Genomic DNA, 22,561 nt, shown 5'->3' on the forward strand with positions numbered 1-22,561 from the left:
TTAAGTTCGCTGGTTATTTTCTTTCCAACAGGCAGACTGCTTCCACTTGTGCCGTCTGCGGGAACATGTCGACAGGCTGAATGTATTTGATGTGGTAAACTTTCGTTAATTGCTGCAGATCTTTCGCCAATGTGGAAGGATTGCAGGACGTATAAACAAAACGTTTCGGCTTTACGTTTAAAATGGTTTTTAACAGGGAGTCAGCCAAACCGGTACGCGGAGGATCGACTGTCAGGACATCAGGCACGAAATCTTCCTTGCTCCAAAGTTCAAGCCATTTTTCAGCGGTGCCGGTAACGTACTTCGCTTTGACGCCTTGCCGCTTGGCATTTGCTTTCGCATCGACGACACTGTCGTGGATGATGTCCATCCCGCGAAGCTCGCCGGCTCCGTCTGCCAGCCATAAGCCGATGGTGCCGACTCCACAATACGCGTCCACCACTTTTTCCGTGCCGGTCAATTGGGCGGCGCGTTTGATTTCGTTATATAATTTAACGGTTTGTGTCGGATTCAATTGGAAAAAAGCGCGCGCTGACAAATCGAAAGCGAGTTCGCCGAGTTCTTCATGAATCGTGTCTTTGCCGTAAAGTGTGATGGTTTCTTCTCCGAAAATAAGTGAAGTTTTTTCTTTGTTGATATTTTGGACAATTGACACAAGGTTAATATCGATTGCTTTCAATTTCTCCACCAATAATTCCTTTTGTGGAATTTTGGAACGGGTCGTCACCAGCACCAATTGGATTTCGCCGGTTTTAAGGCCGGTGCGCACAACAATGGTCCGGATGATGCCTTTCATCGTCTTGCCGTCATAAATCGGCATTTTCAATTCTTCCAGAATGCGTTTGACGGCATTGGTAATGACCGTCGTATCCGGATGCTGAACCAGGCATTGTTCAATATCCAGCAGTTGATGCGAACCTTCTGCAAACAAGCCGGCAATCACTTTTGTGCCTTTCAAGCGGGTCTGGAACTGGCTTTTGTTGCGGTAATGCCACGGATCTTCCATGCCAATCGTATCATTGACCAAGACATCGGTGCCTTTTAAATAACGCTCCAACGCTTGAACGACCAAGTCACGCTTTTCCACCAATTGCTGGCTGTAGGTCATGTGCTGCAGCTGGCAGCCGCCGCACGCATCGTAAATCGGGCAGGGGGGTGTCTGGCGATGCGGAGAAGGCTTGCGCATTTTTAAAATGCGGGCTTCTGCAAAATTCCGTTTGATGTTCGTTACTTGGGCGGTGATTTCTTCCCCTGGCAATGCCCCGGGTACGAAAATGACATTGCGCTTGAAAAAACCAATGCCTTCACCGTTGATGCCGAGCCGTTTGATCGTCAGCGGAAACTTTTGCCCTTCTTCTATGATCGGTTTATCGTTCATCTCTTCACGTCCTTAATGTAATCATCCCTTCATTATAGTCTTATTTGTAGATATCAGCCAGTGCCGATTTCAAGTCGGGGTATTGGAATTGGAATCCTTCCCGTTCAAGGACGGTCGGCAATACACGCTGGCCGGTGAGGACCAATTGGCTTTTTTCGCCAAGCAGCGCCTTCATCGCAAAAGAAGGGACAGGCAGCCAATGCGGTTTATGCAGCGCCTCGGCAATGCCTAGACCAAAATCCTTCATTTGCTTCGGCTGAGGTGCTGTGACATTGAACGGGCCTTCAATCGCTTCATTCTCCATGGCAAATTGAATCGCCCGGGCAACATCTTTTACGTGGATCCACGACAGCCATTGTTTGCCGGAACCCACCGTGCCGCCGACGAATAATTTGTACGGCAGCGACATCAGCGGCAAGGCGCCGTCTTTTTTGCCAAGAACGATGCCGAACCGGCCGTAAGCGACCCGGACGCCGTGATGCTTCGCATGGTCTGCAAGCTTCTCCCAGTCGATGACGGTGCGGGCGAGAAAGTCTTTTCCGAAATCTCGTGATGCTTCTGTATATGTAACAACATCAGAAGGCGCATAAACACCGATAGCGCTGGCATTGATCAGCACGCGGGGCTTTTTGTTGAGTTTTCCGATAATGCGAAGCACTTCTTCTGTAGCTTCCATCCGGCTATCGTAAATTGCACGCTTCTGTTCTTTGGTCCAGCGGCCGTCATTGATCGAAGTGCCCGCCAGGTTAATGATGGCGTCGACGCCTTCCAGCTGCTTCTCGGGCTGGGCGCCATTTTTCAGCCATTGGACGTATTTGGTATTCGCAGTCGAGCGTTTGGGGCTTCTTGTCAAAATGTAAACCATGTGTCCGCTGCTATGGAATAAGCGCGTCAATTCTTTGCCGACAAAACCCGTTCCGCCTGTGATTGCTATCTTCATCTGTATCGCCTCCATTTCTTCTAATAATACCCGCAATCCATGCATTTAAGCATTTGAAAGGGTATAATGGGAAAGGAAGAGAGGTGCCGCAAATGCCGATTATTTCGAAAATCACGAGAGGGAAAAGGAATCCGGAAAGGTACAATATTTACCTGGAGGAAAAATTTGCTTTTAGTGTCGATGAGGCGGTGCTGATCCGGTACCAACTGACAAAAGGCAAGGAACTTGACCAGTGGACCATCGAAGAAATGAATTTCGAAGATGAAGTCCGAAAGGCTTACAATAAAGCGCTCAATTATCTCGGATTCCGCATGCGCAGCGAAGACGAAGTGCGCACCAAGTTGAAAGAAAAAGAATTTGGCAATGCCGTGGTCGATGAAGCCATCAAAAAACTCTATACCCATAAATTTTTGGACGACCAGGCTTTTTCGGAAGCGCTGCTTCGCACTCAAATAAATTCCGGCAAAAAGGGGCCTCGTGCCATCCAGCAGGAAATGCAGAAAAAAGGGATTGATAAACAGATGCAAGAAGACGTATTGAATTCCTATTCAGAAGAAGAGCAGCTGGAAATCGCCAAAGAACTGGCGGCAAAAATTGCCGCTAAGGAAAAGATGAAAACGCCAAGCCAAATCAAGCAGAAAATCAACGATTCCTTGATGAGAAAAGGATATTCCTATACCTTGGTTAAATTGGCCATTGAAGATTTGGATCTTGAAAAAGACGAAGACCAGTGGACGGATATCGTAAGGGAGCAAGGCGATAAACTGTGGAGAAAACACAGCAGCAAACTGACCGGCTATGATTTAAAATCGAAAGTCAAACAAGGCTTGTACCAAAAAGGGTTCCCAAGTGAAGTAATCAACGAATACATCGAACAGAAGGAGCAGGAAGATGACTGAAGAAAAGCGATACAGTGATATGGATGAACATGAACTGCGCAATGAAATCGGGCGCTTAAAAGAAAAAGCGAGAAAAGCGGAGCAGCTTGGCATGGTCAATGAATTTGCAGTATTGGAACGAAAAGCCATTATGGCCGCAGCTTATATGATGAATCCTGAGGACTTTAAAAAAGGCGAAGTATACCGCATCGAAGGCGACCCCAATGTCTTTTTCCAGATCGACTATTTGAAGGGCCGTTTTGCCTGGGGCTATCGACTTGGAGGCGAAAAATACACAGAAGCGCTGCCGATTTCCATGCTGCGCCCGCTGAAGGAAGGGAAGTAACCGAATGAATGAGATGATTGATCAATTGATTTTGGAGTTGCGCGAAAAAAACCCGAACTTGTCAGAAGAAAAAGCCCGTACTTGGATTGAGCTGTTGGTATCTGATTTCGAATCTTCATATGCGAAAGCGGGATACGATTATCAAGGAACAGCCGTAGTAGAAAAAGTGATCCGCCAATGGATCGAAAGCTACGGAGACCGCATCCATGAATTCGCCGGAACCAATCCGAAATACGCACACTTATTGAACGAACACCAGAACTAGAAAAACGCACACAAGGCTGTGTGCGTTTTCTCTTTGGCTATGAGATTGCTTAAAAAGGCATTTCCGCCTTTCGTTAGTTATGGCTGAAGTCGAGTTTTTTTCTTAATTTATCTTCGCTGAAGATCCAGCCGGTATAGGAGTTGACGACTTTGCATTGTTCGTTCAAGTGGGCAACGGCTACGAATGGGTAATAATCGTTGCTCCGGTACCGCAGGTCAATCAAGCGGACTTCGTATAAATCGCCGTATTGGTTGATTTCCCATCTGTACAGAGGGGAGAAGGACACAAAAGCAGATAAGTTTTTGTCTTTCAATGCTGCTTGAATCAGATTCGATTCAGGCAATGGTTTTTTCAAGAACTTATCGTAAATGTTGATGGAACGGCCGTATGCTCTTCCTACATAATGGTGGCGTTCGGTATCTGCCGCAATCCGCCACTGGAAGAACCGCATCGTCGGAGCTACGATAATATTGGTCGTTCCGGGAATCGTGTTCCGGACCGCATGTTTCACTGCGTGTTGAACAGCGAAACGGGCGACATAATAGAAAAACAGGAGTCCGTATAAAATTAGCATCGTCCATACCGGATTTGAGCCGAATGCCCAAAACATCAAGGCGATCAAATGGGCGCCGAAGATGATCGGGTCAAAGGTATTGATGACGCCGAGCGCTACCCAACGGTTTGAAAATGGCCGGAGCGCCTGTGTTCCATACGAATTGAAAATGTCTACGAAAACATGCAAAAAGACGGCCAGAAAAGTCCAGAGCCATAGATGGAGTGAATTCGCTTCCGGCAAAATGAGCAGCAGCGCTGCTGTAATTAATAGCGGCCATAAAATAACCGCCGGAATGGAATGGGTTGCCCCCCGATGATGGCGGATGTAAATGGCGTTATTTCTTAGTTTTAGAATGGTATCGATATCAGGTGCCTGGGAACCGATGATGACGCCTGCAAAAACGGCTGTCATTGTTGCAGGCTGGCTGGCCACAACGGGGTCTGCCATTGCAAGGCCGCCAAGTGCGATTCCCATAACGATATGAGTGCCTGTATCCATTGCCGCACCCTCTTTCTTCTTGGATGTTGGTGTTGCTTTTTATTGCTTGAGAAAAATGCTTATAACTAATATATACCCCGTAATTCTGCGGGATAATCTACTTGATCGGAGGCAATCCAAATAGAAATGGATAAATTACAATTTCAAAAAGATTTAATCGGCTGGTTTTCCGAAGAAAAACGGGACTTGCCTTGGCGCCGTACAGCCGATCCTTACCAAATCTGGATATCGGAAATCATGCTGCAGCAGACGCGCGTGGATACGGTTATTCCTTACTATAAACGCTTTATCGAAAAATTTCCCACGCTGCACGATTTAGCTGCAGCAGATGAAGAAGTGCTTTTGAAGCAATGGGAAGGCCTCGGCTATTATTCCCGTGCCCGCAATCTTCAGGCGGGCGTCCGTGAAGTCGCAGAAAACTACGGCGGCATTGTCCCGAACAGCCGAAAAGAAATTTCCGCCTTGAAAGGCGTCGGCCCTTATACTGCGGGAGCTGTGCTTAGCATTGCCTACGGCATACCGGAGCACGCAGTGGATGGCAATGTGATGCGGGTGTTGTCCCGAATATTATTGATTGAAGAAGATATTGCCAAACCGAAGACCCGCAAGATTTTTGAAGAAGCCGTAACTGAAATCATCAGCCACGAAGACCCGTCCTCGTTTAACCAGGGATTGATGGAACTCGGCGCGTTGATTTGTACGCCGACTTCCCCGAAATGCCTGCTTTGTCCGGTGCGGGAACATTGCGCGGCATTCCATGAAGGAAAGCAGCAGGATTTGCCGATTAAAACCAAAGCGAAAAAAACAAAAGCTCTGCAATACGCGATGTTTGCCATTCGCAGCGGAGAAACGGTGTTGATGGAAAAAAGGCCGGAGTCCGGGTTGCTTGCCAATATGTGGCAGTTCCCGATGGTGGAATTGACAGAAGAGATCTTGCCGGTTGAAATAGAAGAACAGCTTTCGGAAAGTTTCCGGGGCACTGTCAGCAACGCTGAAAAAATTACTTCTTTCAAACATGTGTTTTCTCATTTAACATGGAATGTGGATGGTTATATTGCAAACGGTGAAAACTTAATCGTACCGCCTCATATGAAATGGGTGACGGCTGAGGAATTGGAATTGCTTCCGATTTCCGGACCGGTGCAAAAAATGAAAACAGTTTTAAAACAAAGAGGAGATGTTTGACAATGGCAGAACAAAAAGTGGCATTGGTGACAGGAAGCAGCAGAGGGCTAGGAAAAGCTTTGGCAATCGCTTTAGCGGAGCAAGGATATGATATCGTTGTAAACTACGCACGCAGCAAAACAGCCGCACTTGATACGGTAAAAGAAATTGAGGCACGCGGCCAAAAAGCGTTGCTTGTGCGGGCCAATGTCGGCGATGTCGATAAACTGCGCGGCATGTTCGAAACCATTAAAGAAGAATTTGGCCGTTTGGATGTATTCGTGTCGAATGCAGCTTCAGGCGTTTTGCGGCCCATTATGGAATTGGAAGAATCCCACTGGGACTGGACGATGAACATCAACGCAAAAGCGATGCTGTTCGGGGCACAGGAAGCAGCAAAGCTGATGGACAAAGGCGGCAAAATTGTCGGCGTCAGCTCGCTCGGTTCCATCCGCTACCTGGAAAACTATACGACAATCGGTGTTTCGAAAGCGGCAGTCGAATCGCTTACGCGCTATTTAGCAGTTGAATTGGCGCCAAAAGGCATTTCAGTCAATACGGTTTCCGGCGGCGCACTTGATACAGAAGCGTTGAAGCATTTCCCGAACCGCGAAGAATTGCTGAACGATGCCCGCGTCAACACACCGGCCGGCCGCATGGTCGAAATTGACGACATGGTCAAAGCAGCTCTTTTCCTGATTTCTGATCAAGCGGATATGATTCGCGGCCAAACCATTATTGTGGATGGCGGCCGTTCAGTTGTCCTGTAAAATCCATTTGCTGTCTTTTCGCTGTATGTTTTCAGAATTGATTGATATAATCATGAAGACGGATAAATTATATACGGCTTAGACGAAAAGGTGGGATGGACATGGCGATACCCGTGGAGGGAGAGACAATACAAATCCACAGCTACAAACACAACGGCCGAATCCACCGTGTCTGGCAGGAAACAACGGTATTGAAGGGCACAAATAACATAGTCATCGGTGCAAACGAACGGACGATGGTGACGGAATCGGATGGCAGAACCTGGATTACGCGCGAGCCGTCCATCTGTTACTTCCATGCAGAACATTGGTTCAATATCATTTGCATGCTGCGTGACGATGGAGTTTATTATTATTGCAATGTAAGCTCTCCATTTGTGTATAACAATGGATCATTAAAGTACATCGATTATGACTTGGATGTTAAGGTGTTTCCGGATATGTCGTATACCTTGTTGGACGAAGACGAATATGAAGATCATAAAAGGCAGATGGGCTATCCGGAAGTGATCGATCAAATTTTGCACCGAAATGTGGATAAATTGATTGGCTGGATTAAACAGCGAAGAGGCCCCTTTGCTCCGGACTTCATAGAAGTATGGACCAGCCGGTACGAATTTCATAGACAGTACCGGCTTACGGAATAAGAGAAACCTGTTGCTTGCCAACAGGTTTTTCGTTTTGAACAGATTGGAGTGAACGCTTTGAGTACGATGCAGCGCTATATGAAATTTGTAAAGCCTTACTATTGGCAGATTGCGCTAACAATCATTATCGGAATCTTTAAATTCGCGATTCCGCTTTTTATCCCGTTGCTCATTAAAATCGTCATTGACGACATCATCGGAGCCAAAGGATTAACAAGCGATGAAAAATTAACCCAGCTCTATTTATGGCTTGGCGGAACCGCCATCCTGTTTTTCATTTTGCGTCCGCCGATCGAGTATTACCGGCAATATTATGCCCAGTTGGTCAGCAATAAAATCCTGTATGATATCCGCCAGAACCTATACGGCCATCTGCAGAAACTGAGTCTCCGCTATTACGCCAACACGCGTGCCGGGGAAATCATTTCCCGCGTCATCAATGATGTTGAACAGACCAAAAATTTTGTCATGATTGGGCTGATGAATTTATGGCTCGATCTGGCGACCATATTAATTGCAATCGGAATCATGCTGACGATGGACGTGCCGTTGACCATCGTAGCGCTGCTGGCATTCCCGTTCTACGCCTTCAGCGTCAAGTTCTTCTTCGGGCGATTGCGTGATTTGACGCGCAACCGTTCACAGGCACTCGCCAATGTGCAAAGTTATCTGCACGAACGCGTTCAAGGGATGAGCATCATCAAAAGCTTTGCGCTGGAAAAACATGAACAGAAAATATTCGATGCAACAAATGATGAATTCCTGGATAAAGCGATTGACCACACGAAATGGAATGCGAAAGCTTTTGCTGTCGTCAACACGATTACAGATATCGCGCCGCTCCTTGTTATCGCGTACGCCGGCTATCAGGTCATCCAAGGCAATTTGACGCTTGGAACGATGGTTGCTTTTATTGCCTATATTGAACGTTTGTATAATCCGCTTCGCAGACTCGTCAACTCGTCCACAACCTTGACGCAGTCATTTGCTTCGATGGACCGCGTCTTTGAGTTGATTGACGAAGACTACGACGTCACCGATAAAGATGGTGCGAAAGATTTGAAAGTAGTGGACGGCAAACTGGAATTCCGGGATGTTTCTTTTCACTACAACGATGGAGGATCGGAAGTTCTTTCAGGTTTAAACTTTACCGTTAAACCCGGCGAAACGGTCGCATTTGTCGGCATGAGCGGCGGAGGGAAATCGACCATCGTGTCGCTGATCCCAAGATTTTACGATGTAACGGGCGGCGGCATCTACATGGATGACCACAACTTGAAGGATGTCTCGATCCATACGCTGCGCGACCAGATTGGCCTGGTGCTGCAGGATTCCATTTTGTTCAGTGATTCGGTGAAATCGAATATCCTGATGGGGAAACCGGGTGCAAGCGATGCGGAAGTAGAGGCGGCTGCAAAAGCTGCGAATGCCCATGACTTTATTGAATTGCTTCCAGACGGCTACGACACTAAAGTAGGAGAACGCGGCGTAAAACTGTCCGGCGGACAAAAGCAGCGAGTTGCCATTGCTCGAGTATTCTTGAAAAACCCGCCGATTCTCATTTTGGACGAAGCCACTTCAGCGCTCGATCTGGAAAGTGAAGCATTGATCCAGGATTCACTCGAACGCTTGGCGCATGACCGGACCACACTGATTGTAGCCCATCGTTTGTCTACGATTACCCATGCAGACCAAATCCTGGTGATTGACCATGGGCGCCTCGCCGAAAAAGGAAACCATGATGAATTGATGAAATTGCAAGGAACCTATTACAATCTTTTCCAAGTCCAGCATTTCAACTAATAGTTCTTAAGGCCCTCGAAAATTCGAGGGCTTTTTTTTGGTGTCAAAAATGATTTCTGAAAAAACTATTGAAATAATACTAATCTTACGTATAATAAAAACACATAGAATTTTCTGAAAGAAAAAAGGGGTGCCGAAATGGAAAACCGAAAAACGATATTGGACGTCAAGGGTTTAAAGACATCCTTCTTCACCGATGACGGCGAAATTCCAGCTGTAGACAATATAGATTTTCACATACGGGAAGGGGAAGTACTTGGGATTGTTGGCGAATCAGGCTGTGGAAAAAGCGTGACTTCCTTATCGGTAATGGGGTTGGTTCCAAGCCCGCCGGGGAAAATCACAGAAGGCGAAATTTTATTTCAAGATAAGGATTTGACAAAATTATCCGAAAAACAAATGCGTGCCATTCGTGGCAATGATATAGCAATGATTTTCCAGGAACCGATGACTTCTTTAAACCCATTGTTTACGATCGGCGACCAATTGCGGGAAGCGGTAAAAATCCACAAAAAAGATTGGTCGAAAAAACAGATTCAGGAACGCGCAATCGAAATGATGAAATTGGTCGGCCTGCCCCGGGCAGAAGGCTTGATGAAAGAATATCCTCACCAGTTATCCGGCGGAATGCGCCAGCGGGTGATGATTGCAATGGCTTTGCTTTGCGATCCGAAAGTGCTGATTGCCGATGAACCGACAACGGCACTCGATGTAACCATCCAAGCCCAGATTTTGAAACTGATCAAAAATTTAAATGAACGGCTAAACACAGCTGTATTGTTAATAACACATGATTTAGGCGTCGTAGCAGAAACCTGCGAACGCGTTATTGTCATGTACGCAGGTAAAGTGGTAGAGGAAGGCCCGGTGCATAAAATCTTTAAAGATCCCCAGCATCCTTATACAAGGGGATTATTGGAGTCTGTTCCGGATATGCGCTTTAAGAAAGAGCGTTTGTATTCCATTCCTGGCAATGTCCCGAAACCGGGAACAATCCGGACCGGGTGCCGATTTGCTGCGCGCTGTGAATTCGCTTTTGACCGCTGCATCGTAGAAAACCCGGATTTGTACCGGACGGAAGAAGACCACCAAACCCGCTGCTTCCTATTTGATCCGAAGGAGGTGCAGGCACATGACAGAACCGTTGTTAAGAGTTGAAGGCCTGAAAAAATATTTTCCAATTAAATCCGGGATTCTTGGCCAAGTAAAAAATCATGTAAAAGCTGTAGATGATGTGTCCTTCACCGTAAATGAAGGAGAAACGCTCGGAATTGTCGGAGAGTCCGGATGCGGAAAATCGACGACCGGCCGGATGCTCATGCGTTTGCTCGAGCCGACAGAAGGAAAAGTGATTTTCGATGGCCAGGAATTGACGGCGCTTTCAACCAGCGAGATGCGCAAAGTGCGCCGCGATATCCAAATGGTTTTCCAGGATCCTTATGCATCATTGAATCCGCGGCACACAATTGAAAAAATCCTGATGGAACCGTTGAATGTACATAACCTCGGAGACCCAAAGGAACGAAAGAAAAAAGTTTATGAGTTTCTTGAGATTGTCGGATTAAGCAGCTATCACGCAAAGCGCTATCCGCATCAGTTCAGCGGGGGGCAGCGGCAGCGCATCGGCATTGCCCGTGCTTTGATGACCAACCCGAAACTGATTATTGCCGATGAGCCGGTTTCTGCTCTTGACGTATCGATTCAGGCCCAGGTTTTAAACCTGATGCAGGATCTGCAAAAAGAACTGAAGCTTACTTATATATTTATTGCCCATGACCTTGGCGTCGTTCGCCACATCAGCGACCGGGTAGGGGTCATGTACCTGGGCCAGATGGCAGAACTTGCCGACAGCGAAGCGCTGTACGAAAAACCGCTTCATCCTTACACGCAAGCCTTGTTGTCGGCTGTACCGGTTCCGGACCCGGATTTCCTGCGCGAAGAAGTGGTGATCAAAGGCGATGTGCCAAGCCCGGCGAATCCTCCGAGCGGCTGCCGATTCCATACGCGCTGTCCATTTAAGATGGATATATGTGAAACAACCGTACCAATCTTTGCCGAAGTTGAAAAAGGTCATTCTGTAGCCTGCCATCTTTACGAAGAATCCAGGCCGCAATGATAATAAATAACACAAATGGAGGGGTCAATTTGAGAAAGAAAAAGCTCGTATCACTGGCTTTTCTGATGCTTTTATTGCTTGCGACAGCGCTTTACGGCTGTAGTTCCGATAATGCGTCGGATAACACAGAAGGGGACAGCGGGGACAGCGGAGATTCCGGCGAACCGAAAGTATTGATCTTTGGCCGCGGCGGAGACTCGGTTTCACTTGATCCGATTGCCGTAACGGACGGGGAATCTTACAAAGTCACAAAGAACATTTTCGATACATTGGTGAATTTCGGCGAACAGGATACAGAAATCCATCCTGGACTTGCAACAGAATGGGAAGCAGCTGAAGACGGGCTGACGTACACATTCACATTGGAAGAAGGTGTGAAATTCCACGACGGCACAGATTTTAACGCTGAAGCGGTTGTAGCGAACTTTGAACGCTGGGCTGCAGGAAATGCAGATCAGTTCCCATACTACGGTTCCATGTTTGGCGGCTTCGGCGATGAAGAAGGCCATGTCATTGAATCGGTTACTGCTACTGGCGACTACGCAGTCGAATTTAAGTTGAAACGCCCGCAAGCGCCGTTCCTGAAAAACTTGGCAATGAGTTCTTTCGGAATTGCTTCTCCAACTGCATTTGAAGCGGCTGGCGACAAATTCGGCGATGCACCGGTTGGTACAGGTCCATTCAAATTTGTAGAATGGAAACGCAACGATTCGATCACAATCGAGAAAAATGCGGATTACTGGGTGGAAGGCGAACCGAAATTGGATCAAGTCGTATTCCGCTCGATTCCTGATAACTCTGCACGCTTGAATGCTTTATTGTCTGGCGAAATTGATTTGGCAGACGGCATCACTCCTTCTGACGGTGCAACTGTCGAAGGCGATGATAAGCTTCAATTGTTCGAACGTCCATCGATGAACGTTGGCTACCTTGGCTTGACGACAACACGTGAACCGTTTGACGATCCGAAAGTCCGTCAGGCGATGAACCATGCAATCGATAAGCAAGCGATTGTCGATGCATTCTTCGAAGGCCGCGGCGAAATCGCGAAAAACCCAATGCCGCCGGTAATCAGCGGCTATAACGACAGCATTGAAGATTATGACTACAACCCTGAAAAAGCGAAAGAATTGCTGGCTGAAGCTGGACTTCCGGACGGCTTTGAAATGGAACTTTATGCAATGCCGGTTCCACGTCCATATATGCCGGATGGCCAAAAAGTGGCTGAAGCCATCCAGAAAAACTTGGCTGATGTTGGCGTAACGGCAAAAATCGTTTCTTTTGAATGGGCAACGTATCTTGAAAAAGCTGCAAACGGGGAAGCGGATGCTTTCTTGCTTGGTTGGACAGGAGATAACGGCGATGCCGACAACTTCCTATATGTATTGCTTGACCAGGACAACATTGGTTCAAACAACTACACATACTACAAAAACCAGGAATTGCATGATATCTTGATCGAGGCTCAAACAGAAGTTGACGAAGACAAGCGCAATGACTTATACGGAAAAGCACAAGAGATTATTCACGAAGACGCCCCTTGGGTACCGCTGGCTCACTCAACTCCGCTTCTAGCAGGCGGCAAGAATGTAGTGAACTTCAAAGCGCATCCAACCGGTTCTGACAAATTGTCTACTGTAGATTTGGAGTAGGAATGTTGAGAGGAGAGGTCATCTTGATTTCTCCTCTTTTTTCTTAATATATACATATGCAAGGGATGGAGAGGTGGAGAACATGCTTCACTATATCGGACGGCGGATTATGCAATTGATCCCGGTTTTGCTCGGCATGACATTTATCGTATTTTTGATTATCCGGGCGATACCAGGGGACCCTGCACAAGTTATTTTAGGCCAGCAAGCATCCGAAGAAGCAATAAAGGCGCTGCGGACAACTTTAGGATTGGATAATCCTTGGTATATTCAATATTTTGATTACCTGAAAGGCTTATTGACGGGAGATTTGGGAGAATCTCTTCGCACCCGTACACCTGTAGTTGACGAGGTTTGGCCGTATTTAGCAGCTACGATTGAATTATCGGTATTTGCAATTATTATTGCTGTGATTATCGGCATCAATGCCGGCATCATTTCCGCTTGGTTCCAGAATTCCTGGTTTGACTATTTAGCCATGATCATCGCTTTGATCGGGGTATCGATGCCGATTTTCTGGCTGGGCTTGATGAACCAATGGATTTTCTCGATTGAACTCGGTGTTTTGCCGACGACCGGCCGGGAAAACGTACGGGATCCGGTAGATGTCATCACGAATTTCTATGTGATTGATACATTGATTACCGGACAATTTGATCAGCTGGCGACTGTATTAAAGCATTTGATTTTGCCGGGAACGGCGCTTGCCACGATTCCAATGGCGATCATTGCCAGAATGACACGCTCGAGCATGCTTGAAGTGATGCGTTCAGATTATGTACGCACTGCCCGTGCAAAAGGGTTGAAAATGTTTTGGGTTGTTTACAAACACGCATTGAAAAATGCCATTATCCCGGTTTTGACCATCATCGGCCTTCAAATGGGCTTGCTGCTCGGCGGCGCCATTTTGACGGAAACCATTTTTGGCTGGCCTGGAATTGGCCGTTATATTTATGAAGCGATCGGTTTCCGTGACTATCCGGTCATCCAGTCGGGCATTCTCATCGTTGCGTTTATCTTCGTCATGATCAATCTATTTGTCGATTTGCTTTACGGCTTGGTTGATCCGCGCATCAAATATGATTAGAAAGGGGGAGGAACACAGTGGCTAATGTTGCAGCGAATAAAGATGAAGTGAAAGTGGACAAAGTTGCCGGTCCCTGGAAAGAAGCCTGGCGCGGATTCCGAAAAAGCAAAGTAGCGGTTGTCGGAATGGGAATCGTCCTGTTCTTTATCCTACTGGCAATTTTCGGGCCCTTATTTACACCGCAAGGCATCAACGAACAAAATTTATCCCAGCGGCTTTTGCCTCCCTCCGGCGATCATTGGATGGGGACGGATGATTTTGGCCGCGATATTTTATCGAGAATTGTCTACGGAGCCCGTATTTCATTATGGGTCGGATTTTTAGCGGTTATCGGTTCGGTTGTAGTCGGCAGTATTTTGGGGATTTTGGCAGGTTATTATGGGCGCTGGGTAGATACCATCATTTCCCGGATTTTCGATATCATGCTCGCTTTCCCAAGTATTTTGCTGGCGATTGCAGTTGTATCGGTTCTTGGGCCATCCCTGCGAAATGCTTTGATTGCCATAGCGATCATCAACGTACCGAACTTTGGGCGGCTGATCCGTTCAAAAGTTTTGAGCATCAAAGAAGACGAGTACATCATGTCGGCAAAAGCGATCGGCATGAAAGACAACCGAATTTTGTTTTCGCATATCTTGCCGAATTCCATGGCGCCGGTAATAGTCCAAGGAACCTTGGCAATTGCGACAGCCATCATCGAAGCGGCGGCCCTTGGCTTTTTGGGGCTTGGAGCGCAGGCACCCTCACCGGAATGGGGAAAAATGCTGGCGGATTCCCGGTCGTATTTAACGAATGCTCCGTGGACGATGATTTTCCCGGGGATTGCGATTATGCTGACGGTGCTCGGCTTTAACTTAATGGGAGACGGATTGCGGGATGCACTAGATCCGCGCATGAAATCGTAAGACAAAAAAGTGCCAGGCATTTGCCTGGCACTTTTTTTATAGGACATTTTCGATATCTGAACCTACTTCTTCGGCATGGTAATTGTAATAAGAGATGATGAGCAAATCCAGATGCTCAAGCTGTTCTTCATAATCAAGGAGAGCAGATAATACATGCATTAAATGATAAATGGATAAATCGTCTCCTGCTTCTTCTTGGGCCAATGAGATTTCTTTTACAAAAATAGCCAATACTTCATTACGTTTCAAGATGGCGTGCTCAGCGGAAGTTTCACTATGCTCAGGGCGCAGTTTTCCGATATATTTCATGTAAAGTTGATCGTGATAACTGGTTAAACTTTCCAAGTGGTCCTGTAGCATCATATGAAATTGCTCTGGCAGTTCCGACAGCTCGTTTTCAAAACGGTGGAGCCTCTTTAACAGATCCAGGCTTTTGCGGGTAGTGGCAATCATTTGCCGGTAAAGCACGAGTTTCCGTGCTTTGGCAAACTGCTGTTTTTTGGTGTAGCTTCGTTCATCTTTATAGAAGGAGTACCATTGGTCCACTTTTTCAAGTTTTTCAGTCAAGCGGTCAATGTCATTCTTGACAGAAGTATGGTCGGATACGTGCCGAATTGAAATGCGGATCCAGCGGATTGCTTCTTCCGATACTTCATGAATGGAAGTGAATAGCCGCGCTTCATACTTCGGCGGCAAAAAGATGATGTTTACAATGAAAGAAGACAGAATTCCAAGCACGATTGTGAGAAACCGCAAACCAGCAAACTCTAAAAATGCTTCTTGCTGGGATTCCATAATGACAATAATGGTTACGAGCGTCAACGGCACCGGATTATTCAGCTTCAATTTCAGCATAATAATGATGGCTAAAACAGCGGCAAGGCCGACAGTCAGATAGTTAGTCCCTAAAGTCAGTACAAAAATAATCCCGATTACGGCTCCGATAAGGTTTCCGTATATTTGATCCAAAACCGTCAAGTAAGAACGGTAAATAGAAGGTTGAATGGCAAAAATCGCTGCTATGCCTGCCATGAAAGGGATGGGCAGCTCCAACAAATCAGCTAAAAACAAAGCCAGCGAAATAGCGATTCCGGTTTTAAAAATTCGTGCTCCTAATTGCATAAACGCATGGCCTCCTCCCTTTCATTCCGCAGATCTTGACGGTTACAGCTGTTTAAAGGCTTCACGCACTGCTTGAATTGATTTTTCCACGTCTTCTTCTGTGTGTTCAGTCGTTAAAAACCAAGCTTCGTATTTAGATGGTGCCAAGTTAATGCCTTGTTCAAGCATCAATTTGAAAAAGCGTGCAAACACTTCTCCGTCGCTGGCTTCTGCTTGCTCATAATTTTCTACTTTTTGGTCTGTAAAGTAAATCGTTAAAGCGCCTTTTAAGCGATTAATGGTAATGGTTACGCCAAATTCTTCAGCAGCAGCCAGGATTCCTTCTTCCAGCTGGCGGCCAAGTTCGTCCATTTTCTCGTAGACGCCTTCTTCGCGGAGAACTTCCAGGCAAGCGATTCCTGCTTGAATAGACGCCGGATTGCCTGCCATGGTTCCAGCCTGATAGGCAGGGCCAAGCGGTGCAACAGTTTCCATGATTTCTTTCTTGCCGCCGTATGCGCCGATTGGAAGGCCGCCGCCGATGATTTTTCCAAGTGCGGTCAGGTCTGGAGTCAGCCCCAGCAAATCCTGAGCGCCGCCGTAATGGAAGCGGAAAGCCGTGATTACTTCGTCGTAGACAATCAAAGCGCCTTTTTCTTTTGCGATGCGGTGTACGTCTTCAAGGAAGCCTTTATTCGGTTCCACAATTCCGAAGTTGCCGACGATTGGTTCGACCAAAATACAAGCAATTTCTTCGCCCCATTTGTCCATGGCTTCCGAAAAAGCAGCAGGGTCGTTAAATGGAATCGTAATGACTTCTTCTGCAATGGTTTTCGGCACTCCTGCAGAATCCGGTGTTCCAAGTGTTGCAGGGCCTGAACCGGCTGCAACGAGCACTAAATCGGAATGGCCGTGGTAGCAGCCGGCAAACTTCATGATTTTAGTGCGTCCTGTATAAGCGCGGGAAACACGGATCGTCGTCATGACGGCTTCCGTTCCGCTGTTGACAAAACGGACTTTGTCCATTTTCGGCATGGCTTCTTTTAGCATTTTGGCAAAGGTGATTTCGTGGCGGGTCGGTGTGCCGTACAAAAGACCCGTTTCTGCTGCATGCGTGATCGCTTTTGTAATATGCGGATGTGCATGCCCGGTAATGATCGGACCGTATGCAGCCAAGTAGTCGATGTATTTATTGCCATCGACATCCCAGAAATAAGCGCCTTTGGCACGTTCCATGGCGACTGGCGAACCGCCTCCCACTGCTTTATACGATCTTGATGGGCTGTTGACGCCGCCGACAATGTGCTGCAGCGCTTCTTCGTGTAGTTTCTCGGATGTTGAATGATTCATGTTTATTGCCTCCTAGAGTAATCTCTTACCTATTGTAGACAAAATACGTGCTGAACGCCAAAGAAATTGAAACTGCAGAGCAGGTTGGGTACGATAGGAGTAAGAAAAGGAGTGATGATGATGACTTTATTAGAAGGATTGCAAGCGCCGGATTTTAAGTTGAAAAACGAAGCGGGAGAAACGGTGGCATTAGAAGACTTTGCCGGAAAAAAATACGTGGTGCTTTATTTTTATCCGAAAGATATGACGCCGGGCTGCACGACGCAAGCTTGTGATTTCCGGGACGCCCAGGAAGATTTTTCGGAATTGAATGCGGTTATTCTGGGAGTCAGCGCAGATTCCGAGAAGCAGCATGTCAAGTTCATCGAAAAGCACGGCTTGCCGTTTTCTTTATTAGTGGACGAAGATCATCAAGTCTCAGAAGCTTACGGGGTTTGGGTCCAGAAGAAAATGTATGGCAAAGAATTCATGGGCATTGAACGTTCTACGTTTTTGATTGACCCAACCGGAACGATCGTTAAGGAATGGAGAAAAGTAAAAGTAGAGAACCATATCCAAGAAGTTCTTGAAACATTGAAATCGCTTACCAACCGTTAAGAGGGGAGACAGATGATGGAAGTTTTTTTCACATTCATTCCAAAGGAGCATCAGCAGCAACAGCTGATTGCTGAATTTCCGGATGTAGAGTTTTATTTCGAGCATAAAGGGAAATCACGCTTGCCTACGGCAGATATCGTGGTTACATTTGGCGAAGATCTTTCAGATGAAGATATTCAGCAAGCGGAAAAGCTGAAATGGATCATGGTAGCAAGTGCCGGGGTTGAAAAGATGCCGCATGCTGCGATTTTAGAAAAGGGCATTGTGGTCTCCAATGTACGCGGAATCCACAAGACGCCGATGACAGAATCGGTGCTCGCCCATCTGCTGGCGTTGAAACGGTCATTGCCTTTTATCTATGAGCAGCAGCGCAAAGAGGAATGGAGCCGAAAATCAGGTTCTACCGAATTGTCCGGATCAACTGCGTTAATCATGGGACCAGGGGCCATCGGAGCAGAAATCGGGCGTTTGCTGCAGGCGTTCGGTGTCCATACCATTGGCTGCAACCGTTCAGGAAAATCTGCAGAGGCTATGGAAGAAATAGTGGCGTTTGGCCAATTGATCGATGTATTGCCGAAAGTCGATGTCGTGATTTCAGTTTTGCCAAGCACCAAAGAAACAAAGCACATGCTAACAGCCGAACATTTCGGAGCCATGAAAAACGAAGCCATTTTTATGAATTTTGGCCGCGGAGACCTGGTTGAAGAGAAAGTGTTAATCGAAGCGCTGGGAAAAGAAGAAATTGCTTATGCCGTACTGGATGTGTTTGAGCAAGAGCCGCTGCCGAAAGGCCACCCTTTTTGGTCGATGCCCAATGTAGTGGTGTCGCCCCATGTTTCCAGCCATTCCGAAAAATATGTCGAACGGGCGCTGAAAGTGTTTGTGGCAAATCTGAAAAAGTGGATCGCGGAAGATCCGCATCCGAGCAATCTCGTCAATATGGAACGGGGGTATTAAAGGTGAAGATCTATACAAAAACCGGCGATAAAGGAACAACTTCACTCGTCTATGGCACACGTGTCGCAAAAAATGATCCATTAGTGGAAGCTTACGGCACTTGTGATGAAGCGAATTCCATGATTGGGGTGGCAGCAGGCCATTTGTTTAATGAATTCTTCAAGGAAAAAGAAGAAGTGGAAGCAGTTTTGCATGAAATCCAAACCACACTTTTCCATGTCGGGGCAGAATTGGCCACGCCAAAAGGCAAAGAAGTGAAATGGAAGCTGACAGCAGAAGACATCATCAAGCTGGAGCAATGGATCGACCGCTTTGATGCAGAAGTGCCGGCATTGAAAAACTTTATCCTGCCGGGCGGGCATCCCGCTGGAGGGGCTCTCCATATGGCGCGTACCATTGTCCGAAGAGCGGAACGCGCCGCCATTTCCATCGGGGAAGAAGTTCCGCCCAATGTATTGGCATATTTGAACCGGTTGTCGGATTTTCTTTTTGTCGCTGCGCGCCTTGTCAATTTGCGCCTCGGCAGAGTTGAAAAGGATTTGCATCAAAAATAATTGGAAAAGCACTTGGCAGAACGGGCAATATAGTGATTTCTTGACATCGCTCCTCATTTTTGGGTACACTATTTATAACGATTACAATGTAAGAATATTGATGAAGTGAGGTGCACAGCGATGTCTGAAGTACAGTTAAAAGACGCGCTTGATGCTTTGAAGTCTACAGGTGTTCGAATTACTCCACAGCGCCATGCGATTCTGGAGTATATGATCCATTCAACGATGCACCCGACAGCGGATGACATTTATCGCGCGCTTGAGAAAACTTTTCCAAATATGAGTGTTGCAACGGTTTATAACAATTTGCGTGTGTTCAGAAAAGCAGGGCTTGTAAAAGAATTGACTTACGGAGATTCTTCCAGCCGTTTTGATTTTGTGACACACGACCACTACCATATAATTTGCAATGATTGCGGCAAAATCGTCGACTTCCATTATCCAGGACTGGATGAAGTGGAACATCTCGCTTCGCATGTTACCGGATTCCAAGTGGATTACCATCGGCTTGAAATCTATGGAACGTGCCAGGACTGTTTAGGGAAAACGGCTAAAGCCCAATAAAGAACGAGCATGCTTTTGTGCTCGTTTTTTCTTTTGGCCTTCTGGCAGCAAATAAAAAGGTCCGCGTGAACTTGGAGTTCACGCGGACCTTATATTTATATCTTCGAATTTTTTTTGTTGTAATCCTGGTTGAACTCTTTTCCTTCAAGAGCAGGATCCATTGTGAGCGGTTCGTTGCAATGCATGCAAATATCCACGCGTCCAAGCATCTTTGTATGTTTTCCGCAGTTCGGGCATTCTACCGGAACGGTCTTCATCGATAAGAGTCCAATCCAGGCATAGACGCCTGTGCTGCCAATGATGGCAACTACACCAAGCAACATGAAGAGCACCATAACCAACGGATGTTCTCTGAAATAAATGCCGACGTACATGATAACGATGCCGATGAAAATTAGTGCTAAGGCAAAAGTCCGGATACGGTTGATTTTATTTTTATAAGGTTTCATTTAATTTCTTTCCTCCTTGCATCCATCATACTATATCATAAACAAGGTGAAAAAGTGATAAAGATTAAAGCGTGCAGGAATCATGGAGAAATATGTCGAAATAAAGAAAAGCAGCAACAGATACATACGTAAGAAGTGGTTGAGTGATTTCGCCTTACGGGTTTTAAAAACAAGAACGAAGTGAATAAGTATAGATAGTATTGCAAGGAGTGAAATTGATGGAACAAATTCTAAGACCCATATACCAGGAACGCGCCAGCCAGGAAAGCACTCTTGGAGTGATTCTGGTTGAGAAGCGGGAAAAGGTGAGCCCAATCACCGATACATTTGATTCGATTCTGCTGATCATCACCAAGGAAAATGAAACACCGGTGTTCACCAAGCACTATACGTATCTGGATAAAAAAGCGGCCATGCATATCGTGACGGAAAAACAGCTGCATAAATGGCTGCTGCTTGGAACGAACCGGAAGATTGTGGACTGGCTGTTCCACGGGCGCATCATATACGACCGCAACGAGTTTATGGAGAAACTCAAAACCGAATTGAAAGACTACCCGTTTTATGGACGCAAAATCAAAATGGGAATGGAATTTGCAAAGCTCATTCGCCGCTACTTAGAAGGCAAAGTCTTCTTTGAAGAGAAAAACTATCTGGATGCCTACCACCATATCGTAGAGTCGCTTCATCACTTGGCGAGGCTCGCTGTGCTGGAAAACGGGCTGCCGCCTGAAGTAACCGTGTGGTCGCAAGTGAAACAAATGGAGCCCGCTATATACAAACTCTATGAAGAGCTGGTCATGAGCGATGAAGCACTGGAAAAACGGTTGGAGCTTCTATTTTTGGCAAGTGAATTTTTCATTCACTCCCGCACCAAAGACGGTGCCCAGCATATTCGAGAAGTAATGGAACAAAAAGAGAAGTGGACCATCCAGGAATTGCACGAACAGGAAGAGCTGAGAAACTACTCATCGAACCTGGAAGTCTTTATTGAGTTTCTAGTCGAAAAAGATTTGCTTTCCACTGAAAGTGTTAAGACAAAAAGCGATGGAATTTTCCACCGATATTATTATGTGAAAAACTAAAAGAGAATAATTTATAAAAAGAATTGATTCTTATATATTGTGGATCAATTCTTTTTTAGTTTGGAAAAAGGCAAGGAAGGAATTATGTTGGGACTAGATAATGAAAATCTTTAAAGAGAAAGAAGCGGTAAGTGAGGGATTAAGTAGGAAATCAAGGGAGGCAAAGGGATTGAAGCTAAACGGCTTTGGACAAACAACTGCCGGGATTCCAAACGAAGAAACTTGCTAATAGATGAAGAAGAAAACTTTTTGAAGTTTTTTCAGTTTTAGCGTTGACAGGAAAGCCGGATCCGTATTATGATAATACACGTCGCAAAGAGAGATTAAGTTTTTTCAGGATAATAAAACATTTTAAAAAAGCTTGACGCCAAACGACAACAATGTTAAATTAGAGAAGTCGCTTTTACAGGACGAAAACATGAACCTTGAAAACTGAACAGCAAAACGTCAACGAAAGACGTCACGAGCGCCTTGGCGCGAGAACGGCTTTTGCGAAGGTTGCCGCAGGCAATCGGAGCAAGAGTACGTAAGCAACACGGTGTTCGTGGCTTAACATACTGATCAGGCTTCGGCCAGATCAAGCGACTCGCGCACCTTTCGGGGTGGCGAGACGCCAGCAAGTATTTGAGCAATCAACTACTCTATAATGGAGAGTTTGATCCTGGCTCAGGACGAACGCTGGCGGCGTGCCTAATACATGCAAGTCGAGCGGAAGTTGAAGAGCTTGCTCTTCAACTTTAGCGGCGGACGGGTGAGTAACACGTGGGCAACCTGCCCTGCAGATCGGGATAACTCCGGGAAACCGGTGCTAATACCGAATAGTTTTGGGTCCCTCCTGGGACCCAACGGAAAGACGGTTTCGGCTGTCACTGCAGGATGGGCCCGCGGCGCATTAGCTA

Annotated in this window: 23 protein-coding genes and 1 rRNA gene; 18 read left to right on the forward strand and 6 right to left on the reverse strand. The window is 46.4% G+C overall.

Annotated features, from left to right (window positions below):
* Positions 1-13 precede the first annotated feature (13 nt).
* A complete protein-coding gene (gene rlmD, locus BLQ32_RS18145; protein WP_074511575.1) occupies positions 14-1,378 on the reverse strand; it encodes a 23S rRNA (uracil(1939)-C(5))-methyltransferase RlmD in 1,365 nt (454 codons plus the stop codon).
* A gap of 40 nt (positions 1,379-1,418) precedes the next feature.
* Positions 1,419-2,318, reverse strand: a complete 900-nt coding sequence (locus BLQ32_RS18150) for a TIGR01777 family oxidoreductase (protein ID WP_074511576.1) — start codon at positions 2,316-2,318, stop codon at positions 1,419-1,421.
* A 92-nt stretch (positions 2,319-2,410) separates the two neighbouring features.
* Here BLQ32_RS18150 and recX point away from each other — a divergent pair, with 92 nt between their 5' ends.
* From recX to BLQ32_RS18165, 3 genes are read left to right on the forward strand one after another with little or no spacing between them, the layout of a single operon-like run.
* Positions 2,411-3,217 (forward strand): recombination regulator RecX, encoded by an 807-nt coding sequence (recX, locus tag BLQ32_RS18155; protein ID WP_074511577.1) that lies wholly within the window; start codon positions 2,411-2,413, stop codon positions 3,215-3,217.
* Positions 3,210-3,542, forward strand: coding sequence for a YfhH family protein (locus tag BLQ32_RS18160; protein ID WP_074511579.1), 333 nt, complete (start codon positions 3,210-3,212; stop codon positions 3,540-3,542). The genes recX and BLQ32_RS18160 overlap by 8 nt, the downstream gene beginning before the upstream one ends.
* A gap of 4 nt (positions 3,543-3,546) precedes the next feature.
* Complete coding sequence (locus tag BLQ32_RS18165) at positions 3,547-3,807, forward strand: YfhJ family protein (protein WP_036805818.1); 261 nt, start codon at positions 3,547-3,549, stop codon at positions 3,805-3,807.
* A gap of 73 nt (positions 3,808-3,880) precedes the next feature.
* On the opposite strand, the gene BLQ32_RS18170 is transcribed toward BLQ32_RS18165, so the two are convergent.
* On the reverse strand, positions 3,881-4,861 hold the full coding sequence (locus BLQ32_RS18170; protein ID WP_036805816.1) for a metal-dependent hydrolase: 981 nt from the start codon (positions 4,859-4,861) through the stop codon (positions 3,881-3,883).
* 126 nt (positions 4,862-4,987) lie between these two features.
* On the opposite strand from BLQ32_RS18170, the gene mutY reads away from it, so the two are divergent.
* The 9 genes from mutY (at position 4,988) to nikC (ending at position 15,005) form a co-directional block, all read left to right on the forward strand.
* On the forward strand, positions 4,988-6,046 hold the full coding sequence (gene mutY / locus BLQ32_RS18175) for an A/G-specific adenine glycosylase (protein ID WP_074511580.1): 1,059 nt from the start codon (positions 4,988-4,990) through the stop codon (positions 6,044-6,046).
* Positions 6,047-6,048: 2 nt separating this feature from the next.
* A complete protein-coding gene (gene fabL / locus BLQ32_RS18180; protein ID WP_074511581.1) occupies positions 6,049-6,795 on the forward strand; it encodes an enoyl-[acyl-carrier-protein] reductase FabL in 747 nt (248 codons plus the stop codon).
* 101 nt (positions 6,796-6,896) lie between these two features.
* Positions 6,897-7,442 (forward strand): nucleoside tri-diphosphate phosphatase, encoded by a 546-nt coding sequence (ntdP, locus tag BLQ32_RS18185; RefSeq protein ID WP_036805811.1) that lies wholly within the window; start codon positions 6,897-6,899, stop codon positions 7,440-7,442.
* 57 nt (positions 7,443-7,499) lie between these two features.
* Positions 7,500-9,245 carry an ABC transporter ATP-binding protein gene (locus BLQ32_RS18190; protein WP_074511583.1) on the forward strand — a complete coding sequence of 582 codons (1,746 nt, stop codon included), beginning with the start codon at positions 7,500-7,502 and terminating at the stop codon, positions 9,243-9,245.
* A 138-nt stretch (positions 9,246-9,383) separates the two neighbouring features.
* Positions 9,384-10,403, forward strand: a complete 1,020-nt coding sequence (locus tag BLQ32_RS18195; RefSeq protein WP_074511584.1) for an ABC transporter ATP-binding protein — start codon at positions 9,384-9,386, stop codon at positions 10,401-10,403.
* Entirely contained in the window at positions 10,378-11,361 is a 984-nt protein-coding gene (locus tag BLQ32_RS18200; RefSeq protein ID WP_036805792.1) for an ABC transporter ATP-binding protein, read from the forward strand. Before BLQ32_RS18195 ends, BLQ32_RS18200 begins: the two co-directional genes overlap by 26 nt.
* A gap of 29 nt (positions 11,362-11,390) precedes the next feature.
* Complete coding sequence (locus tag BLQ32_RS18205) at positions 11,391-13,013, forward strand: ABC transporter substrate-binding protein (RefSeq protein WP_074511585.1); 1,623 nt, start codon at positions 11,391-11,393, stop codon at positions 13,011-13,013.
* An 82-nt stretch (positions 13,014-13,095) separates the two neighbouring features.
* Positions 13,096-14,100, forward strand: coding sequence for an ABC transporter permease (locus BLQ32_RS18210; RefSeq protein ID WP_036805787.1), 1,005 nt, complete (start codon positions 13,096-13,098; stop codon positions 14,098-14,100).
* 17 nt (positions 14,101-14,117) lie between these two features.
* On the forward strand, positions 14,118-15,005 hold the full coding sequence (nikC, locus tag BLQ32_RS18215; protein ID WP_036805784.1) for a nickel transporter permease: 888 nt from the start codon (positions 14,118-14,120) through the stop codon (positions 15,003-15,005).
* A gap of 36 nt (positions 15,006-15,041) precedes the next feature.
* On the opposite strand, the gene BLQ32_RS18220 is transcribed toward nikC, so the two are convergent.
* On the reverse strand, positions 15,042-16,127 hold the full coding sequence (locus BLQ32_RS18220; RefSeq protein ID WP_074511587.1) for an FUSC family protein: 1,086 nt from the start codon (positions 16,125-16,127) through the stop codon (positions 15,042-15,044).
* Positions 16,128-16,169: 42 nt separating this feature from the next.
* A complete protein-coding gene (locus BLQ32_RS18225) occupies positions 16,170-17,456 on the reverse strand; it encodes a glutamate-1-semialdehyde 2,1-aminomutase (RefSeq protein WP_053166923.1) in 1,287 nt (428 codons plus the stop codon).
* A 120-nt stretch (positions 17,457-17,576) separates the two neighbouring features.
* Between BLQ32_RS18225 and bcp the strand changes: the two genes are divergently transcribed.
* From bcp to perR, 4 genes are all read left to right on the forward strand, one after another.
* Entirely contained in the window at positions 17,577-18,053 is a 477-nt protein-coding gene (gene bcp / locus BLQ32_RS18230; protein ID WP_053166922.1) for a thioredoxin-dependent thiol peroxidase, read from the forward strand.
* A 15-nt stretch (positions 18,054-18,068) separates the two neighbouring features.
* Positions 18,069-19,010 (forward strand): D-2-hydroxyacid dehydrogenase, encoded by a 942-nt coding sequence (locus BLQ32_RS18235; RefSeq protein WP_074511591.1) that lies wholly within the window; start codon positions 18,069-18,071, stop codon positions 19,008-19,010.
* Between the two features lie 2 nt (positions 19,011-19,012).
* Positions 19,013-19,564 (forward strand): cob(I)yrinic acid a,c-diamide adenosyltransferase, encoded by a 552-nt coding sequence (locus BLQ32_RS18240; protein WP_074511588.1) that lies wholly within the window; start codon positions 19,013-19,015, stop codon positions 19,562-19,564.
* Between the two features lie 120 nt (positions 19,565-19,684).
* Positions 19,685-20,128 carry a peroxide-responsive transcriptional repressor PerR gene (perR, locus tag BLQ32_RS18245; RefSeq protein ID WP_036805768.1) on the forward strand — a complete coding sequence of 148 codons (444 nt, stop codon included), beginning with the start codon at positions 19,685-19,687 and terminating at the stop codon, positions 20,126-20,128.
* A 95-nt stretch (positions 20,129-20,223) separates the two neighbouring features.
* On the opposite strand, the gene BLQ32_RS18250 is transcribed toward perR, so the two are convergent.
* Positions 20,224-20,577 (reverse strand): YgzB family protein, encoded by a 354-nt coding sequence (locus BLQ32_RS18250; protein WP_074511589.1) that lies wholly within the window; start codon positions 20,575-20,577, stop codon positions 20,224-20,226.
* Positions 20,578-20,795: 218 nt separating this feature from the next.
* On the opposite strand from BLQ32_RS18250, the gene BLQ32_RS18255 reads away from it, so the two are divergent.
* A complete protein-coding gene (locus BLQ32_RS18255) occupies positions 20,796-21,662 on the forward strand; it encodes a nucleotidyltransferase-like protein (RefSeq protein WP_036805761.1) in 867 nt (288 codons plus the stop codon).
* A 643-nt stretch (positions 21,663-22,305) separates the two neighbouring features.
* Positions 22,306-22,561: ribosomal RNA gene (locus BLQ32_RS18260) — 16S ribosomal RNA — on the forward strand; the annotation flags it as partial.

The organism is Planococcus glaciei (genome assembly GCF_900099655.1).
Taxonomy (GTDB): domain Bacteria; phylum Bacillota; class Bacilli; order Bacillales_A; family Planococcaceae; genus Planococcus; species Planococcus glaciei.

Coding starts and splice junctions, on each gene's coding strand:
- perR (WP_036805768.1), top strand. CDS start 19,685: ATGTCTGAAGTACAGTTAAAAGACGCGCTTGATGCTTTGAAGTCTACA.
- BLQ32_RS18225 (WP_053166923.1), bottom strand. CDS start 17,456: ATGAATCATTCAACATCCGAGAAACTACACGAAGAAGCGCTGCAGCAC.
- ntdP (WP_036805811.1), top strand. CDS start 6,897: ATGGCGATACCCGTGGAGGGAGAGACAATACAAATCCACAGCTACAAA.
- BLQ32_RS18210 (WP_036805787.1), top strand. CDS start 13,096: ATGCTTCACTATATCGGACGGCGGATTATGCAATTGATCCCGGTTTTG.
- BLQ32_RS18165 (WP_036805818.1), top strand. CDS start 3,547: ATGAATGAGATGATTGATCAATTGATTTTGGAGTTGCGCGAAAAAAAC.
- bcp (WP_053166922.1), top strand. CDS start 17,577: ATGACTTTATTAGAAGGATTGCAAGCGCCGGATTTTAAGTTGAAAAAC.
- recX (WP_074511577.1), top strand. CDS start 2,411: ATGCCGATTATTTCGAAAATCACGAGAGGGAAAAGGAATCCGGAAAGG.
- BLQ32_RS18170 (WP_036805816.1), bottom strand. CDS start 4,861: ATGGATACAGGCACTCATATCGTTATGGGAATCGCACTTGGCGGCCTT.
- BLQ32_RS18255 (WP_036805761.1), top strand. CDS start 20,796: ATGGAACAAATTCTAAGACCCATATACCAGGAACGCGCCAGCCAGGAA.
- BLQ32_RS18160 (WP_074511579.1), top strand. CDS start 3,210: ATGACTGAAGAAAAGCGATACAGTGATATGGATGAACATGAACTGCGC.
- BLQ32_RS18195 (WP_074511584.1), top strand. CDS start 9,384: ATGGAAAACCGAAAAACGATATTGGACGTCAAGGGTTTAAAGACATCC.
- BLQ32_RS18235 (WP_074511591.1), top strand. CDS start 18,069: ATGGAAGTTTTTTTCACATTCATTCCAAAGGAGCATCAGCAGCAACAG.
- BLQ32_RS18220 (WP_074511587.1), bottom strand. CDS start 16,127: ATGCAATTAGGAGCACGAATTTTTAAAACCGGAATCGCTATTTCGCTG.
- fabL (WP_074511581.1), top strand. CDS start 6,049: ATGGCAGAACAAAAAGTGGCATTGGTGACAGGAAGCAGCAGAGGGCTA.
- BLQ32_RS18250 (WP_074511589.1), bottom strand. CDS start 20,577: ATGAAACCTTATAAAAATAAAATCAACCGTATCCGGACTTTTGCCTTA.
- mutY (WP_074511580.1), top strand. CDS start 4,988: ATGGATAAATTACAATTTCAAAAAGATTTAATCGGCTGGTTTTCCGAA.
- rlmD (WP_074511575.1), bottom strand. CDS start 1,378: ATGAACGATAAACCGATCATAGAAGAAGGGCAAAAGTTTCCGCTGACG.
- BLQ32_RS18200 (WP_036805792.1), top strand. CDS start 10,378: ATGACAGAACCGTTGTTAAGAGTTGAAGGCCTGAAAAAATATTTTCCA.
- BLQ32_RS18150 (WP_074511576.1), bottom strand. CDS start 2,318: ATGAAGATAGCAATCACAGGCGGAACGGGTTTTGTCGGCAAAGAATTG.